Origin of the sequence: Geomonas sp., assembly GCF_035254065.1 — a bacterium.
Classification (GTDB): Bacteria; Desulfobacterota; Desulfuromonadia; order Geobacterales; family Geobacteraceae; genus Geomonas.
The window spans coordinates 1-19266 of sequence record NZ_DATFBA010000007.1 but is presented as its reverse complement, the minus strand read 5'-3'; the positions used below and the strand labels follow the sequence as shown (position 1 = coordinate 19266).

The window sequence follows — 19266 nt, the reverse complement described above, 5'->3', positions numbered from 1 at the left end:
TCGCGCTCAGGCAGGCCCTGAAGGGGCTGTTCAGGCCGCGAAACGCCACGCGCTCCATCACCGTCACCCTCTCCGCCGCACTCGCCGTCATCTTCGCCATCACTTTGGTGGAGAAGAACCTCGACGCCTCCTTCATCCAATCCTTCCCGCCCGGCGCTCCCAACGTCTTCTTCATCGACATTCAGCCCGGCCAAAAGGAGGATTTCTCCCGCTCCCTGGCGCTACCTGCCGACTTTTTCCCGGTGATCCGCGGCACGGTGAGCGCCGTCAACGGCGCCCCCATCGATCCCGAAAAGGAGCGCCGCTCCCGCGGGGACAACCTCGGCCGCGAGTTCAACCTGACCTACCGGGAGTCTCTGCTCTCGGACGAGCGTATTGTGGAAGGGAAGTCACTGTTCAGGCAGGATTGGTCGGTACCGCAGGTATCGGTACTGGACACCGTGATAAAGATGGATAAGATGGCGGTCGGCGATACCATCTCCTTCCGGGTGCAGGGGATCCCGGTGGAAGCGCGGATATCGAGCATCCGCACCAGGACGAGCGGAGGAATCACCCCCTACTTCTACTTCGTCTTCCAGCCCGCCGCGTTAGCCGACGCTCCCCAGACCTTTTTCTGCGCGGCACGCATCGACAAATCGCTGATCGGCGCCGTCCAGAACCGCATCGTCAAGCGCTTCCCAAACGTAACCGTGATTGACCTTACCGAGACCGTGGTGGTCTTCGGCCGCATCATGGCAAGGCTCTCGGCCATCGTCCGGTTCTTCACCTCGTTCAGCATGGTTGCGGGTATACTGATCGTGATCAGCTCCGTCTTCGCCACGCGTTACGCGCGGACACAGGAAGCCGTCTACTTCACCATCCTCGGTGCCCGCAGACGGTTCGTGCTGACGGTGTTCGCCGCAGAGAACCTGCTTATTGGCCTTTTGAGCGGGGTGATCGCGCTGGCCATTTCGCAACTGGCGAGCCTGGTCATCTGCCGGGAGAAGCTGGAGATGAGTTACCATCCTTACCCGCTGGAAAGCTTGACGCTGGTGCTGGCAACCGTGCTATTGGTAATTTGCGTCGGCATGGCAGCCTCTCTGGGTATACTCAGGCAGAAACCGGCGGGCTTTTTGCGGGAACAAGGGGATGAGTAAACAGGTTAGGAAGTACATCACACAAAGGTGGTTCCGATATGATCCGACAAACACTGGTGGTGCTGTTCATAATGCTCTCCACCACCCTGATCTCCTGCTGCCACAAGGAACAGCCTGCTGCGCCGGCAGCTTCGCCCCCCTCCTCGCCCGCCGCCGCGCAACCCTCGGACTACGGCAATTACGAGGGGACGCTGGTGGCGGTAGGCGACAGCCTCACGGCGGGGCTCGGAGTTCCGGAAAGCGAGGCCTATCCGGCCCAACTGGAGAGGAAGCTCCAGGAGGCGGGCTACCACTGGCGGGTGATCAATGCGGGGATCAGCGGTGAGACCACCTCGGGAACCCTCTCGCGCCTGAACTGGATACTCAAACTGAAACCGGACGTGGTGATCCTGGAGATCGGCGCCAATGATGGCTTTCGCGCCGTCAGTCCGGAGATCGCCCGCAGGAACATCGAGGGGCTCGTCTCCAGGATGCAGGACAGCGGCGCGGTGGTGGTGTTGGCCGGCATGCGGATGCTGAGGAACCTCGGCCCCAGCTACACGAGCGCCTTCGCGAAGATCTACCCCTCCGTCGCCCGGGAAAAGAACATCCTGCTCATCCCCTTCTTCCTCGATAAGGTGGCCGGCCAGGCAAACCTCAACCTGCCCGACGGTATCCACCCCAACGCGGAAGGGTACCGCATTGTCACAGACACGGTTTTCCCCTACGCGGTGAAGGCAATTGAGAGCAAAAGGCCTAAAAAATCTCCGTGACATCAATTTCCGGTATTTCTGCGGGCTGACACAGCCTCCGCCCTTGCCTTTTCCGCTATTTTCATGTACACATACTCCGTTTAACAGGACGGTTTCAAGTAATCGTTATTTCGGGTTTACCGATCGATTTACTGTCTCTTTGGAAAAAGCAGCCACCTCCAAACTCTAGCCTTGTCTTTTCGCCGCTCGAACTACCATAAGGCCTGGTAAATCTGCTGCAAAATCAAGTGGGCAACAGGAGTAGCACGTTTGAACCAGTTTTCTCTCCGGCATGACGTGACCGGTCATGAACATAGCACCGAATGTCTCGGTTCCTGGTGCGCCAGTCCCGACGCCGCAGAACATACCATCAGCCTGACCGAGGCGCTTCGCTCGGTTCGGCGCCCTCTCTTCCTGGTGCGCAAGGAATCGGCCCTGGTCGCCGAACTGGGAGGCATCGGCCAACTCGGCGGTGCCCCCGGAGCAGGCGAATCCCTGGCCGCTTACGCCCCTCCCTGCCTTCCAGAAAACCTCGGCGACCCCTCCTTCTGCCGCGATCTCGGCATCCGCTTCCCGTACCTGGGCGGATCGATGGCCAAGGGGATCAGCTCGGCCGCCATCGCCGAGGAACTGGGACGCGCCGGCATGCTCGGTTTCTTCGGCGCCGCCGGCCTCCCGCTCTCGCAGGTAGAGGCCGCCATCGACCGCCTCAAGAGCTCCCTGGGCGAGCTTCCTTTCGGTTTCAACCTGATCCATTCCCCGCACGAGCCCGACCTCGAGCGCGACCTCGCCGAACTCTACATCCGCAAGGAAGTCCGCATCGTGGAGGCCTCCGCCTTCCTCGACCTGACGCTCCCCCTGGTCCGTTACGCGCTGCACGGCATCAGGCGCGGGCAGTACGGGAAGATCGTACTCCCCAACCGCGTCATCGCCAAGGTCTCCCGCGAGGAGCTGGCCGCCAAGTTCTTCGCCCCGGCTCCCGAGAAGTTCCTGCGCGAGCTGGTGGAGAACGGCTCCCTCAGCGCCGAGCAGGCCGAGTTGGCCGCCCACGTCCCGCTGGCCCAGGACGTCACCGCCGAGGCCGATTCCGGCGGCCATACCGACAACCGCCCGGCCATCGCCCTGTTCCCGACCATCGCCTCGCTCGCCGTCCGCCTTCAGGCCCAGTACAACTACGACCGGAAGCTCAGGGTGGGCCTGGCCGGCGGCGTCTCGACCCCTGCCTCGGCCGCTGCCGCCTTCGCCATGGGGGCCGCCTACCTGATGACCGGGTCGGTCAACCAGGCCTGCGTGGAATCGGGGACCTCGGACACGGTGCGCGCCCTGCTGGCCGAGACCCGCCAAGCGGACGTCATCATGGCCCCCGCCGCCGACATGTTCGAGATGGGGGTGACGGTCCAGGTCTTAAAGCGCGGCACCATGTTCCCCATGCGGGCCGCCAAGCTCTACGAGATCTACCGCTCCCACAAGAGCCTCGCCGAGATTCCCGCCACGGAAATGGAGAAACTGGAGAAGACCTTCTTCCAGGCCACCGTGGACGATATCTGGCGTGACACCCGGAGCTACTTCCTGGTCCGCGACCCTGCACAGGTCGATCGGGCCGAGCGGGATGCCAAGCACCAGATGGCACTGGTCTTCCGCTGGTACCTCGGCATGGCCGCCCACTGGGCCAAAGACGGCGCGGAGAAACGCCGCATGGACTACCAGGTCTGGTGCGGTCCCGCCATGGGCGCCTTCAACGAGTGGGCCGCCGGCTCATTCCTGCAATCTCCGGAACAGCGCAAGGTGGTGACCGTCGCGCTGAACATCCTGCACGGCGCGGCAGCACTGAACCGCGCCAACTTCCTGCGCAGCCAGGGGATCGACCTGCCGCAGGAAGCAGTGGCGCTCCCGCCGCTCGAACTAGCACAGATCAAGGAGTACCTTTGTTGAAAACCGACGAAATGAAACCCGCCGTCACCAGCAACGGAACCGAGCTGGCAATCATCGGCATCGGCTGCCTGTTCCCCCAGGCCGATGATCAAAACGCCTATTGGGCCAACATCACCGATGGAGTGGACGCCATCACCGAGGTCCCCCCCACCCACTGGCAGGTCGATCAGTACTACGACCAGGACCAGAAGAGCCCCGACCGCACCTACGGTCGCCGCGGCGGTTTCATCTCGGCTGTCGATTTCAACCCGATGGAGTTCAACATCCCTCCCAACGTGCTGGAGGCGATCGACAGCTCCCAGCTCTTAGGGCTGGTGGCCGCGGGTCAAGCCCTCAAGGATGCCGGTTACGGGCCGGAGAAAAGCTTCGACAAGAGCCGCGCCAGCGTCATTGTGGGAGTGACCGGGACGCTGGAGCTGGTCATCCCGCTGGGCGCGCGCCTGGGGCACCCGATCTGGCGCTCGGCACTGAAAGACGCCGGTGTGGACGAAACGGTAGCCAACGACGTGGTCGAGCGTATCTCCGACTCCTACGTCCCCTGGCAGGAGAACTCCTTCCCGGGCCTGTTGGGCAACGTGGTGGCCGGGCGTATCAGCAAGCATTACGACCTGGGCGGCACCAACTGCGTGGTGGACGCGGCCTGCGCCAGCTCCCTTTCCGCCCTGCACCTCGCCTCCCTGGAGCTCTCCTCCGGCAAGTCCGATATCGTGGTAACCGGCGGCATCGACACCTTCAACGACATCTTCATGTACATGTGCTTCAGCAAGACCCCCGCCCTCTCCCCGACCGGCAACGCCAAGCCGTTCGACACCAGCGCCGACGGCACCATCCTCGGCGAGGGGCTGGGGATCGTGGTGCTGAAGCGGCTCTCCGACGCCGAGCGTGACGGGGACCGTATCTACGCGGTAATCCGCGGCGTGGGTTCCTCCAGCGACGGCAAGGGGGACGCCATCTACGCACCCAGCGCCGCCGGCCAAAAGAAGGCCCTCCTTAACGCCTACCGAAATGCGGGGGTAACCCCAGACAGCATCGGCCTGATCGAGGCGCACGGCACCGGCACCAAGGTGGGGGACGCGGTCGAAGTGAGCGCCCTGCGCGAGGTGTACGGCGAGGCAGAAGAGCCGTGGTGCGCCCTGGGTTCGGTAAAATCGCAGATCGGCCACACCAAGGCCGCCGCCGGCGCCGCAGGGCTCATCAAGGCAGCCCTGGCGCTGCACCACAAGGTGATCCCGCCGACCATCAAGGTGGACACCCCACAGAAAGAGGTGGTCGCTGGCCCCACTCCGTTCTACCTTCCCACCACGAAGCGCCCCTGGTTCCCGCGCCCCGGACAGCGGAGACGCGCCGCGGTGAGCGCCTTCGGTTTCGGCGGGTCCAATTTCCACCTGGTGCTCGAAGAGTATCGGCCGGAAAAGACGGTCGCCGACTGGAACGGGAAAAGCCAGCTGCTGACCTTCTCCGGGGCCGACGCGGCCGCCGTTACCTCCCGGCTTGACGCGGTGGAAGCTGCCGATTCCTGGACCGCGCTACGTGATCTGGCCGCGGCCTCCCGTGCAGCCTTCGATGCCAAGGCACCCTGCCGACTGGCACTGGTCATCGAGCGCGACAAGACCAACGTGGCGAGCCTGGTCAAGAATGCCAAAGCGATGCTCGCCAAAAACAGCTCTTCGCCCTGGCAGACCCCGGACGGCGCTTTCTTCGCCTGTGGCGCCCAAGCCGGCAAACTCGGCGTCCTCTTCCCGGGTCAGGGCTCCCAGTACACCGGGATGCTGAACGACCTCTCCTGCCGGTTCCCACAACTGGTCAGCAGCATCTCGGCCGCCAACGACGGCTTCGTCTCCGAGCATGGCGCCCTTCTCTCCGACTTCATCTTCCCTGTTCCCGCTTTCGACGCCGAAACGAAGACGAAGCAGGAAGAGGCGCTGCGGGCTACCCAGGTCGCCCAACCGGCCATCGGCGCCACCAGCATCGGTGGCTACCGGCTGCTCCAGTCGTTCGGCATCTCCGCCAGTGCGGTTGCCGGCCACAGCTACGGCGAGCTTACCGCCCTCTGCGCGGCCGGCAGCATCGACGAGTCCTCGCTGCACAGCCTTTCCCGCCTGCGCGGGCGCTTGATGGGCGAAGGCAAAGGCGATAAGGGGAGCATGCTCGCGGTGGCCGCCCCGCTCTCCCAGGTGGCAGACGTCATCGCCCGGGAAAAGCTCGACCTGGTCATTGCCAACCGCAACACCCCCTCCCAAGCCGTACTTTCCGGCTCCAGCGCCGAGATCAAGCGGGCCAAATCGATATTCTCCGCCCTCGACCTGACCTGCAAGGAACTCCCGGTGGCGGCAGCCTTCCACAGCGCGCTGGTTGCCGACGCGGCGGCGCCTTTCCTGGCAGCACTTGAAAAGGTGGAGTTGAAGAGGTCTGAAATCCCGGTGTACGCCAACACCACCGCCGAGGTCTACCCGACCGATCCGGCCGCAGCCAAGGCGCTCCTTGCCAACCAGCTCGCCAAGCCGGTGGAGTTCGTGGCAGAGATCGAGGCAATGTACGCGGCAGGGATAACCACCTTCCTGGAAGTTGGCCCCGGCAACAGGCTGACCGGCCTCGTGCAGGCGATCCTCGGTGATCGTCCCCATGCCGCCTTCGCCCTCGATTCTTCCTCCGGCAAACGCTCCGGCGTGCTCGACCTCGCCCGGGCCCTGGCCCAGTTAGCAGTGGCGGGTTACCCCGTCAAGCTTGCGGCCTGGGATGAAGGGTACCTGCCGGCCGTCTCCACCGGTAAGAAACGCGGCATGACCATCCCGATCTGTGGCGCGAACTATCTGAAGGCCAAGCCGAAGAAACCGCCGGTCCAGCCGAGCATTACCAAGCACTCTGTGCCCGCGCAGCAGGCCGGTTCCGTAGCGGTCGCAGCCGCAGCGACCACTCCCGTCCAGAGCAGCCCGGCACCTCATTTGGCAGCCCCAGCCGCGGGAGTTTCGACCACTGGCAGCAACACAACCCAGGCCGCCAGGCAGCAGCAAGCAGCCCAGGCGCCTACCGCCGTCTCGCAGACGGCGCTATCCGAGTCGCTCAGGATGACCCGGGAAAGCATGGCCATTCTTCAGAAGATGCAGGCGGACACCGCGCAGCTGCACCGCCGCTTCCTGGAGGGCCAGGAGACGGCTGCCAAGACCTTCCAGACTCTCCTCGAACAGCAACAGAGACTGCTCGGCGCTGCGACCATGCCCGCAGCGGTATCGACTGCGGCGCCCGTCGCTACGGCGACCGCTGTTAACTTGTCTGCTGCCGCCACTGCAGCAGCGCCGGCGGCTGCCGTCGCGCCTTCCGCCGCAGCCAGCGCGCCTGTACCGCCTCGCCCGGCAGCAGTTGCACCCCAAGCCGCAGCCTCCAGCGTGACTCTCACCGCGAGCGCCCAGCCTTCACCTGCACCGGCTCCCGTGGCCGGGGCACCGAAAGCTGCCCCGGCCGCTCCGGCCATCGCCACCTCGCCTTCCGCCCCTGCCCCTGCCCAAGCAGGCCAGGACGCTACCAGCATCACCGACACCCTGCTCAAGGTGGTAAGCGAGAAGACCGGGTATCCGATTGAGATGCTGGAACTCGACATGGGGATGGATTCCGACCTTGGCATCGACTCCATCAAGCGGGTGGAAATACTGTCCACTCTCCAGGAGCGACTCCCGGGCAGCCCCGCCATCGGCCCCGAGCACCTGGGAACCCTGCGCACGCTGGGTGATATCGCCGGCCATCTTTCCGCAGGCGCCAGCTTGGCTCCGGTTGCAGCGATCGCACCGTCTGTCCCCGCAGCACCGCTTCCCCCCACGGCGCCGGCTGGCAACTCCGCCGCCGTCACTGAAACTTTGCTGACCGTGGTGAGCGAGAAGACCGGCTATCCCATCGAGATGCTGGAGCTCGACATGGGGATGGATTCGGACCTCGGCATCGACTCCATCAAGCGGGTGGAAATCCTTTCCACGCTCCAGGAGCGGCTCCCCGGCACTCCCGCCATCGGGCCGGAGCACCTGGGCACCCTTCGCACGCTGGGTGATATTGCCGGGCATCTCTCGGCCGGTATTAGCTCGGCCCCGGTTGCAGCTCTTCAGGCGGCACCCATCGCACCGGTAGTAGCGTCGGCTGTTGCTGGAGATGCTCAGGTAATTACCGAAACCCTGCTTGCCGTGGTAAGCGAGAAGACCGGCTATCCCGTCGAGATGCTGGAACTCGACATGGGGATGGATTCCGACCTCGGCATCGACTCTATCAAGCGGGTGGAGATACTGTCGACCCTGCAGGAGCGACTGCCCGGCAGCCCCGCTATCGGGCCGGAGCACCTGGGCACGCTTCGCACACTTGGGGACATTGCAGGGCACCTCTCGGTCGGTGCCAGTTCCGCTCAGGTTGCTACCATGGCCGCAGTAGCGCCTTCTGAGCCCGCAACTTCATCCGCAGCAACCGCCGATGCACAGGTAATTACCGAAACCCTCCTGTCCGTGGTGAGCGAAAAGACCGGCTACCCCGTTGAGATGCTGGAACTCGACATGGGGATGGATTCGGACCTCGGCATCGACTCCATCAAGCGAGTAGAGATACTGTCGACGCTGCAGGAGCAGCTGCCTGGTTCGCCTGCCATCGGGCCGGAGCACCTTGGCACCCTTCGTACCTTGGGCGATATCGCCGGGCATCTGGCAGCGGGGGCAACGCAAGCGACACCTGCCAATACTGCAACTGCTTCGGCCACCGTTTCTGACGTTCACGGGATGGAAGTTTCCGGAGCGGTAACCGCCGGGACCGGTGCCGATATAGCTCAAGTGCTGCTTGAGGTTGTGAGCGACAAAACTGGTTACCCGGTGGACATGCTCGAACTGGACATGGGCATGGATTCCGATCTCGGTATCGATTCCATCAAGAGAGTGGAAATACTCTCCGCACTCCAGGAACGCCTGCCGGGCACCCCCTCCATCGGCCCCGAGCAGCTGGGAACACTCCGGACCTTGGGCGACATCGTAACCTTCCTTGGCGGACAGCAAAGCAGTGGACAGGTCCAAATGGCTGCCCCGCTGAAGGCTGATCAGGCCGGCGCACCGCAGGTTGACACCGTGGCGGCCGCGCAGTCAGAACACGGGAAAGCTGCCTCCCAGGCACCCAAAGCCGAGGCTGCGCCCCCTCAATCGCATGGCATCGAGCGGAGCACGGTAGTTCCGGAACTGATCGACGCAGACGACGAAGCTGACGCCATCGTGCTGGCCAACGACGGCGAGATCTGGGTCACCGACGACAACTCCCCCTTCACTGCCGAACTCTGCAGCATCCTCCTTGACCACGGCTGCACGGTCAGAAAGATCGACATCGCCAACGCCGCACAGACCGTCCCCACCGGCAAGCTGTCGGGACTCATCATCTGCGCGCCGGTTGCAGGCACCGACGACGCCTTCCTGAAGGACGCCTTCGTGCTCCTTAAAAATGCCGCCGATGCGCTGGCCGAGACTGCCAAAAACGATGCGGCCATCTGCATCACCGTTTCCCGGCTGGACGGGACCTTCGGGTTCGGCAGCGGTACCACTATCAAGGATGCCGTCTCTGGTGGATTGGCGGGGCTTGCCAAGACCGCCGCACGTGAATGGCCGGAGATAGCCTGCAAAGCCATCGACCTGGGCGCCTTCCCACATGCATCCTCGGCGGCCAGCGCAGTCGTCCTGGAGGTCCTGCGCGGCGGCCCGGTCGAGGTCGGCCTCACCCCCGCCGGTCGCCATACCCTGAAGCCGGTAACGCTGGCTGCGGCCCCGGAGCCAGCCACCCCCGCTGTGCAGCAAGGCGACGTGGTGGTGATCACCGGTGGCGGCCGCGGCGTGACCGCAGCTGCTGCCCTCGCGCTGGCCAAGGAATATCACCCCTTCCTGGTCCTGCTCGGCCGCTCCCCGGAACCGACCGAAGAGCCCGCCTGGCTGGCCTCCCTGTCCGATGAAAGCGAGATCAAGCGGGCCATCATGCAGCAGGCGACTGGCAAGCTGCATCCGCGCGAGATCGAGGAGCGCTACCGGGCGATTGCAGCGGGACGCGAGCTGAGGGCGACATTGGAGCAGATTGCCGCCACTGGCGCCGACGTCATCTACCGCTCCATCGACATCCGTGACCAGAGCGCCATGGAACTTCTCCTTGCCGAGATCCGCCGCAGCAACGGCCCCATCCGTGGCATCGTGCACGGAGCTGGTGTACTTGCCGACCGGCTCATCACCGACAAATCGCCCGAGCAGTTCGAACAGGTCTACAGCACCAAGGTGGCCGGCCTCCGGGCGCTCTTGAACGCCACCCGCACCGACGACCTCCGTTTCATCGCCCTCTTCTCTTCCAGCACCGGCCGCTACGGCCGCATCGGCCAGGTCGATTACGCCGTCGCAAACGAGGTGCTTAACAAGGTGGCCCAGAAGGAAGCCCGCCGGCGCAGCGGTTGCCGCGCCGTCAGCATCAACTGGGGCCCCTGGGACGGCGGCATGGTGACACCCGCCCTGAAAAAGGTCTTTGCCGGCGAAGGGGTCGGGGTCATCGACCTTGCGGAAGGCGGGAGCTTCCTGGCCAGAGAAGTTGCCGCAACCGACGCTCCGGTGGAGGTGGTCGCCCTGGCCGCATTGAGCCAGCCCGAAACCGCCGCCGCACCGTCCAAGCCGCAGGCCCTCTCGGAGGCATTCGCCCTCACCCTGACCGTCTCCGACTATCCCTTCCTCCGTTCGCACGTGCTTGACGGCAAAGCGGTGGTCCCCATGGCCGTCATCGTTGAATGGCTCGCCCACGGCGCGCTGCACGGCAACCCCGGTTTCCGCTTCCACGGTTTCAACGACCTCCGCATCTGCAAAGGGGTGGTCTTCGACAACCTCGCCCCCTGCAAACTAAACGTAATGGCAGGACGCGCGGTGAAGAAGGAATCTTTCCACCTGGTACCGGTCGAGCTCTGCAGCCAGGGGGCCAACGGCAAGACACTGCTGCACGCCCGCGCCGAGATCGTGCTGGCCACCAAGCATCCGGAGGGGATCCGCTCCATCACCGAGATACCGAGCCCCCCCTACACTCCGGAGAATGGTGTCATCTACAACAACGAGCGCCTGTTCCACGGACCGGACCTGCACGGCATCGAGCAGGTGGACGGATGCTCCGCCAAGGGTATCGCCGCCAGCGTGAAAGGCGCTCCGGCGCCCGCACAGTGGATCAAGCAGCCGCTTCGCAGCGTCTGGTTGACCGACCCGCTGGTCCTGGACAGCGCCTTCCAGATGATGATCCTCTGGAGCTTCGAGCGTTTCGGCGCCGGCTCGCTCCCCTGCTTCGCCGGCCGCTACCGCCAGTTCCAGGAGGCCTTCCCGCGCGAGGGGGCCCAGGTGGTCATCCGCGTCACCTCGGAGAGCGCCCACGGCGCCAGCGCCGACATGGAGTTCCTCGACCGCCATACCGGCAAACTGGTTGCCCGTTTGGAAGGGTACGAGTGCGTGATCGATCCCTCCCTGAAGCAGGCCTTCCAGCGTAACAAGCTGCAGCCGGTTTCCGTCAAGTTGGGGGCCGCCTGAGCATGAACCAGCAGTCCCCTTCGGTTGCCATCGTCGGGATCGGCGGGATCTTTCCCGACGCTCCCGACCTCACCACATTCTGGGAAAACATCCGGCTCGGCAAGAGCGCGGCCCGCGAGGTCCCGGACGGGCGCTGGCAGATAGCCGCCGACACCGCCTTCGACGCCGATGCAGGCAAGGCCGACCACGTCTACTCCCGGCGTGGCTGCTTCATTGACGCACTTCCTCCCGTCTCCGATCTGGCTGGCCTGTCCATCGATCCCCAGACCATGACCGGCCTCGATCCCCTCTTCCACCTGCTCCTGCACGCAGGGAAAAGGGCGTTCGAGAGCGCCGTCACCCATCCTCTCGACCGTACCCGCATCGGCGTCATTATCGGCAACCTGGCCCTTCCGAGCGAGAGATCCGCCGAGATCACCCGCGCCTACCTGGGCCGCACCTTCGAGGAGAAACTGCTTGCCCGGCCGGTGGAGGGGACGGAGGTCAACCACCTCAACCGCTACGTCGCAGGCCTTCCCGCCGGTCTTCTGGCAGCCGCCCTCGGCCTGGGCGGTGGATCTTTCACGCTGGACGCCGCGTGCGCCTCCTCACTCTACGCGATCAAACTCGCCGCCGACGAACTCCTCTCCGGCCGGGCCGACGCCATGCTCACCGGCGGCCTCTCCCGTCCCGATCCTCTCTTCACCCAGATGGGCTTCTCCCAGCTGCGCGCCCTCTCCCGCCGCGGCATCTGTTCCCCGTTCGACGCCGCCGGCGACGGCCTGGTGGTAGGCGAAGGGGCCGGCATCTTCGTACTGAAGCGGTCCGAGGATGCCCTCGCTCATGGCGACCGGATCTACGGGATCATCAGGGGGATCGGTCTTTCCAACGACGTGGGAGGAAGCCTCCTGGCCCCCCAGTCGGACGGCCAGTTGCGCGCCATGCGTGCGGCCTACGCGAAGGCTGGCTGGGCGCCGCAGGACGTTGACCTTATCGAATGCCATGCCACCGGGACCCCGGTGGGTGACGCCGCAGAAGTGAACAGCCTGAAGGAGCTTTGGAAAGAGTCGCTTGATGCCGAGAAGTGCTGCGTGATCGGCTCGGTGAAATCGAACATCGGGCACCTGCTGACCGCCGCCGGCTCTGCCGCACTCACCAAGGTGCTGCTGGCAATGTCCGAGGAGACCCTGCCGCCGACGGCAAATTACAGCCAGGCCCCGGCCACCTTCGGGCTGGAGCAGAGCCCGTTCGGCGTGCTGAAGGCGCCTGCCCCCTGGGTGAGGCGTGGCGAAGGGATTCCCCGCCGGGCCGCGGTCAGCGCCTTTGGATTTGGTGGGATCAACGCGCACCTGCTGGTGGAGGAATGGGTGCCGGAGAGCCAAACCCATCCTCACCCCTGCCCTCCCCTTGAAGGGGAGGGAGAGCTTGATCAGGTTGAGAAAAGAGGAAAGAAGGAAACTCGTCGGTCTGATGCTGTCGCGGTGGTGGGCATGGATGCCCGCTTTGGGGCATGGCAGTCTCTGGCGGCTTTCCAGTCCCGCGTGCTAGGTGGAAAACCGTCCGCCAAGCCGTCCAAGCCCAAAGACTGGTGGGGCGCGGAAAAGAGCGACTGGTTCGCCAAGGAAGGGCTCGGCGATACACCTTTTGCCGGCTTCTACATCGACGAGTTCTCCGTCGCCGGTGACCGTTTCCGCATCCCGCCCCGGGAGATGGAGGAGATGCTGCCGCAGCAACTCCTGATGCTCCAGTCGGCGGCCGCTGCCATCGCCGACGCCGGTACCGGCAACTCCGACAACCTGAACACCGGGGTATTCGTCGGCATCGCCCTGGACCTTAACAGCACCAACTTCAGCTTCCGCTGGTCGATTGCCGAGAAGGCAGCCTCCTGGGCCAAGGAACTGGGGCTGGAGCTGACCGAGGAGGAACTTGCCGAGTGGATCGAACAACTGCGCGAGCAGTATGGCCCGGCGCTGACCGCCAACCGCACCATGGGAGCCCTGGGGAGCGTGGTCGCCAGCAGGGTTGCCAGGGAGTTCCGTTGCGGCGGCCCGAGTTTCACCATCTCCAGCGAGGACACCTCCGGCCTGCGTGCCCTTGAGACGGCCGTACGCCAGTTGCAGGGGCAGGAAATCGACCGTGCCATCGTGGGTGCCGTTGACCTGGCCGGCGACCTGCGCGCCGCGCTCGGCCACCACATGGGCCACCCCTTCTCGCACACCGGCCGGGCCACACCCTTCGACGAATCCGCCGACGGCGGCCTGGTCGGCGAAGGCGCGGCCACTGTCGTTCTCAAGCGCCTTGAGGACGCCGAACGTGACGGCGACCGGATCTATGCAGTCATCAAGGGATTTGGCGATGCCAGCGGTGAGCTGAAGGGAGCCGGTGGAACCCACTACCGCCACACTCTAGAGCGTGCTTACGCAGAGGCCGGAGTCGATCCGAAAACGGTGGGCTTCCTGGAGGCGAACGGCAGCGCCATCGCCGCCGAAGACCGTAGCGAGCTTTCCACCCTGGCGGCCTTCTTTGAACCGCCGATAACTGGCGAACAACCGCCGTCACGCAACCGCCGGCTGCCGGTCTCCAGCGTCAAGGCTGAGATCGGCCATTGCGGAGCCGCCACCGGCCTCGCCTCTTTCGTGCGCGGCTGTCTCGCACTCTACCAGGAGATCATCCCAGCCTCGCATCCGGCACGGCTACCGCAGGGAAGGGTCTCAGGCAACGGAGCCCTCTACCTCCCCGCAGGCGCGCGCTATTGGCTCCGCAACAGGGCCGAAGGTCCGCGCCACGCGGGGATAAGCACGATCGGCATGGACGGCAACTGCAGCCACGTCGTGCTGGAAGGTTACGAGAGAGTGCCCGAGCGTGCTGCGGTCGAGAGACTGGCCCCGCTGGGTCCCGGAGATGAGTATCTCATCGCCGTCACCGGGGCGAGCCGCAGCGAACTGGCACAGGAGCTTCGGCAGCTCAGGGGAAAGGCGGCACAGGCACCGCGTCCCGACCTCGCCACCCTCTCCCGCGATCTCCTCTCTCGCCAGGACGTCTCCGGGCAGCAACCGGTCGCCATCTCCTTCGTGGTCCGCAGTCATGAAGAACTGCTGGGACTTCTTGACCAGGGGGAGCGGCTACTTTCCGCGGATGCCGTGCAGGCCGAGGCCATCATGCACCCTTCCCTGCGCGATCGCCTGTTCTTCTCCTCGAAGCCGCTACGAACCTCGGGCAAGATCGGCTTCGTCTACCCCGGCTCCGGCAATCACTTCGCGGGCATGGGTATGGAGCTGTCGGCGCGCTGGCCCGAGATCTACCGCCGCCAGGACACGGAGAACAGCTACCTGCGCGACCAGTTCCAGCCGGAACACTTCTGGAACGGCGCTCCCGCCGAAGCGGTAAAGGACAACCATCTCGCCGTCATTTTCGGCCAGGTCTCCACGGGCTGCGCCGTAACCGACGTGGTGCAGAACTTCGGGATCAGGCCCAATGCCGTGATCAGCTACAGCCTGGGCGAATCGGCCGGCCTGTTCGCCACCCGCACCTGGCAGGAGCGCGACCTGATGCTCTCCCGCATGCGTGCATCCACACTCTTCACGCGGGATCTGGCGGGCGAGTGCCGGGCGGCCCAGCGCGCCTGGGGCGAGGTGGAAGGCAAAGGGATCCACTGGAGCATCGGCGTTGTGGACGCGCCTGCGCGCGAGGTGCGGCGTGCCCTCAAGAAGACCTCACGGGTCTACCTGCTGATCGTGAACACCCCGGACGAGTGCGTTATCGGCGGCGACGTGAAATGGGTCAAGCACCTGGTAGCGATGCTCGACTGCCGGTTCTTCCCGCTGGACGGCGTCACCACGGTGCACTGCGAAGTCGCCCGTGAGGTGGCCACCGCCTATCATGACCTCCACCTTTTTAACACCAATGCCCCGCGCGACATCACCTTTTACAGCGGCGCCGCCGGGACCTCCTACCAGGTCAACCGCCGCAGCGCCGCCGAATCGATCCTGGCCCAGGCCATCGAGGGGATCGATTATCCCAAGGTGATCGAATCGGCCTACGCAGACGGTGTGCGGTATTTCCTGGAGATGGGACCGGGTGCCTCCTGCACGAGGATGATCGGCCGCATTCTGGCCGGTCGCCCCCACGTTGCCCGCTCCGTCTGCGCACCCGGCACCGACGCGAATTCAGCCTTGCTGCGGCTGCTCGCCCAGCTCATTGCCGAAGGCGTGCCGGTCGATCTCGCCCCTTTGCTGACCACGCCACCGGCTGGCTGGCTCGAGCAAAGGAGCACCCGCCCCGATGGCAAGATGCTCACCTTCAAGACCGGCGGGGATCCTTTTGCGCCCACCTTACCGAAAGGCAAGGTCGCTGTCGCCGTTTTGGACAATGCCGGGGAAACAAGCGAAATTTCTGATGTTATCGTGGGTGCCAGCCCGGCAGTACCGTCAGCAGGTATGACTGTAAGTATAAATCCTGCTGAATCTGGGCAGTCAAACGACCATGTCGTTCAGGCAGTGGCGGCTGCTCCCCAACCTCAGCCCGTTCCTCAGCTTGACGGTATAACGAATGTTGAGGCGGTAAGTGCAGCTCCCCCTGCAATCCAAGCCCTAGACTCCGTTCGCCCTGAGCCTTTCGAAGGGCCAGCTTATGAGAGTCAAGGAGTGGGTGCTTCGACAAGCTCAGCACCAACGGCTGACGAGCCTCCTTTTTCCTGTTCTGGAGGCCGTTACGAGCAGGAAGAGGCTTCAGCCCACGTTCATACCGAAGAGATATTCGTCCCAACCGAGGAACTTGCAGTGACCGACGATCTGATGCGGGAGTTTGCTGCCACACAACAGGCCAGCATGGAGGCTCACGAAGCGTATCTTAAGGCCGCCGACCAGATCACCCGGTCCATGGCCGATGCACTGGCCCTGCAGATCGCTCTTCAGGAACAGCTGCTGGCTGGTGGTCAACTGGCTACGACTCCGGCTTCACTTCCGACGGTCAATGTCACTTATCACGATGCCGCCGATCCACAGACCTCTCCTGCCCCCGTTCAGACTCGGTCTGCTGAGGTGCAGGCTCAACCTTTTCCCTCCGACCCCTTGGCAGCAAGCACATCGGTCAAGCCTGCCTTCGACCGGAACATGTGCATGGAGTTCGCCATCGGGTCGGTCGGCCGGATGCTGGGCGAGGCCTTCGCCGAGGCAGATACCTTCCCAACTCGCGTACGACTGCCCGACGAGCCGCTCATGCTGGTGGACCGGATCATGACCCTGGAGGGCGAGCCGAAATCCATGACCTGCGGCCGAGTGGTCACCGAGCACGACGTTCTCCCCGGCGCCTGGTACCTTGACGGCGGCCGTATCCCGACCTGCGTCGCGGTAGAAGCCGGACAAGCGGACCTCTTCCTGTCCGGCTATCTCGGCATCGACTTTATCACCCGTGGTCTGGCGGTGTACCGCCTTCTGGACGCCGTGGTCACCTTCCACCGCGAACTGCCGGTTCCCGGCGAGGTGATCAACTACGACATCCGAATTGAGCGCTTCTTCCGCCAGGGCGACACCTATCTATTCCGTTTCCACTTCGAGGCGACGGTGAACAGGGAACCGCTCATGTCGATGCGAAACGGCTGTGCCGGGTTCTTTACCCAGCAGGAACTCGACGCCGGCAAAGGGATCGTGCGCGGCGCCCTGGATCTGCGACCCCGTTCCGGGAAGCTCCCCGCCGGCTGGGAAGACCTCGTCCCCATGACGGTGGAAGCTTACAGCGCGCAACAGCTACAGGCATTGCGCCGCGGCGACCTCGCCGGCTGCTTCGGACCGCTGTTCTCAGGCCTCAACCTGCAAAGGCCACTGACCATCCCGGGCGGTCGGATGGAGCTTGTCCACCGCGTCATGGAAATCGCCCCCAAAGGTGGCCGTTACCAGCTGGGCTTCATCCGCGCCGAGGCCGATATCCATCCCGACGACTGGTTCATCACCTGCCATTTCGTCGATGACCGGGTCATGCCCGGCACCCTCATGTATGAATGCTGTATGCACACGCTGCGCATCTTCCTGCTGAGGATGGGCTGGGTCGCCGAGACTGACGGCTGTGCATGGCAGCCGGTTCCGGGTGTGGCGAGCCAGCTCTGCTGCCGAGGCCAGGTGCTGGAAACCACCAAGGTGGTCACCTACGAGGTGACGGTGCGGGAGCTTGGCTACCGTCCCGAGCCGTTCGCCATCGTGGATGCGCTGATGCACGCCGATGGCAAGCCGATCGTCGAGATCACCAACATGTCGGTACGGCTGACCGGCACCAACCGGGAGATGCTACGCCAACTTTGGAAGAAACGGGGTAGCACACCTCATCCTCACCCCTACCCTCCCCTTGAAGGGGAGGGAGTCACGGCCATCGATCCATCGCAGAGGCAACCCCTTACGTCCCTCCCCCTTCAAGGGGGAGGACAGGTGGAGGATGGGGTTGGTACGCTTTACCATCGCAAGCCGGCTGTTTATACGAAGCAACAGATCCTCGCCTACTCCAACGGCAACCCTTCGGAAGGCTTTGGCGACAAGTACAAGATCTTCGATAGCCAGAGGAAGATCGCGCGGCTCCCTGGCCCGCCGTTCCAGTTCATGGACCGCGTCACTGCGGTGGCCGGCGAGCCGTGGAAGATGGCGCCCGGCGCCATGGCGGAGGCTCAGTACGACGTACCGGTCGACGAGTGGTATTTCGCAGCGGACCGGCAGCCGCGCATGCCGTTCTCGGTACTTCTGGAAGCGGCGCTGCAACCTTGCGGGTGGCTCGCCGCCTACGTCGGCTCGGCGCTGCACAGCCCGACGGATATCTCCTTCCGGAACCTGGGCGGCAATGCGATACAGCATCGGCCGGTAACTCCAGAAAGCGGCACCCTGACCGCCATCGCCAACCTGACCAAGGTCGCGACCAGCGGGGGGATGATCATCCAGGAGTTCACCTTCTCGGTCGCTGACCGGCACGGCGTTCTCTACGACGGCGAGACCATGTTCGGGTTCTTCAACAAAGAGGCGCTCGCCAACCAGGTGGGGATCCGCGATGCGGTGCCGTACCAGCCGACTTCGGAAGAGATGGGACGAGGCACCACCCTTCCCTACCCGCAGGCCCGGCCGTATCCGGATACCCAGCTCAGGATGATCGACCTGATCGATCTGTACATCCCCGATGGAGGCCCTGCCGGCTTGGGTTACCTCAAGGGAACCAAGCGGGTCAACCCGGATGAGTGGTTCTTCAAGGCGCACTTCTACGAGGATCCCGTCACGCCGGGATCGCTGGGGCTGGAGTCGTTCCTCCAGCTGGTGAAATACGCGGCGGCCGAGCGCTGGGGATGGGAGGAAGGGGACATCCTCGCTGCAGTCGCACTGGAAAGGAGACACCGCTGGCTCTATCGCGGCCAGGTGGTGCCGACCAACACCATGGTCACCGTAGACGCCTGGGTAACGGCCGTGGACGACGACCAGCGGGTGATGACTGCCGCCGGCTTCCTGTCAGTGGACGGGCGGCCGATCTACCAGATGAACGATTTCACCGTCAAATTGGAGAGAGGATAAACACCAATCCCCAGTGGATTCCTGGGTTGGGTAACGGTGAAACCGTTCGTGCTGAGCCTGTCGAAGTACGAACACCAACTATGCTCGTCTCGATCAAGCCGTATCAGTTTCACTGCCCTTCGACAGGCTCAGGGTGAACGGCTTCTTTTAGGGACATTCTACTTGACTGAGGCTTCCCTCACCCCTGCCCTCTCCCGAGGGAGAGGGGGCGTTGGCAGAAGATATATCGAGTTCGCTTTTTACGCTGAAAACCTAAGGTGATTGATGAAGTATTCGAGGGTATTTATTGAATCGTTCGGCTATGAGCTTGCCCCGGTGGTGGTCACTTCGGCGGAGCTGGAAGCCCGCCTGGAGCCGCTTTATAAGGCTCTGCACTTCGCACCGGGACAGCTGCAGGCCCTGACGGGGATCCGCG

5 protein-coding genes are annotated in these 19266 nt (G+C 64.2%); all 5 read left to right on the top strand.

The window, feature by feature from the left end; genetic code table 11:
- Positions 1-1136 (top strand): ABC transporter permease (locus tag VJ604_RS00425; RefSeq protein WP_324079411.1); only part of this gene is annotated, 1136 nt, incomplete at its 5' end.
- 38 nt (positions 1137-1174) lie between these two features.
- On the top strand, positions 1175-1888 hold the full coding sequence (locus VJ604_RS00420) for an arylesterase (protein ID WP_324079410.1): 714 nt from the start codon (positions 1175-1177) through the stop codon (positions 1886-1888).
- A gap of 249 nt (positions 1889-2137) precedes the next feature.
- Positions 2138-3799 (top strand): PfaD family polyunsaturated fatty acid/polyketide biosynthesis protein, encoded by a 1662-nt coding sequence (locus VJ604_RS00415; RefSeq protein ID WP_324079409.1) that lies wholly within the window; start codon positions 2138-2140, stop codon positions 3797-3799.
- Positions 3796-11337 (top strand): SDR family NAD(P)-dependent oxidoreductase, encoded by a 7542-nt coding sequence (locus VJ604_RS00410; RefSeq protein WP_324079408.1) that lies wholly within the window; start codon positions 3796-3798, stop codon positions 11335-11337. Before VJ604_RS00415 ends, VJ604_RS00410 begins: the two co-directional genes overlap by 4 nt.
- 2 nt (positions 11338-11339) lie before the next feature.
- A complete protein-coding gene (locus VJ604_RS00405) occupies positions 11340-18851 on the top strand; it encodes a beta-ketoacyl synthase N-terminal-like domain-containing protein (RefSeq protein WP_324079407.1) in 7512 nt (2503 codons plus the stop codon).
- Positions 18852-19266: the final 415 nt, after the last annotated feature.

Coding starts and splice junctions, on each gene's coding strand:
- VJ604_RS00420 (WP_324079410.1), top strand. CDS start 1,175: ATGATCCGACAAACACTGGTGGTGCTGTTCATAATGCTCTCCACCACC.
- VJ604_RS00405 (WP_324079407.1), top strand. CDS start 11,340: ATGAACCAGCAGTCCCCTTCGGTTGCCATCGTCGGGATCGGCGGGATC.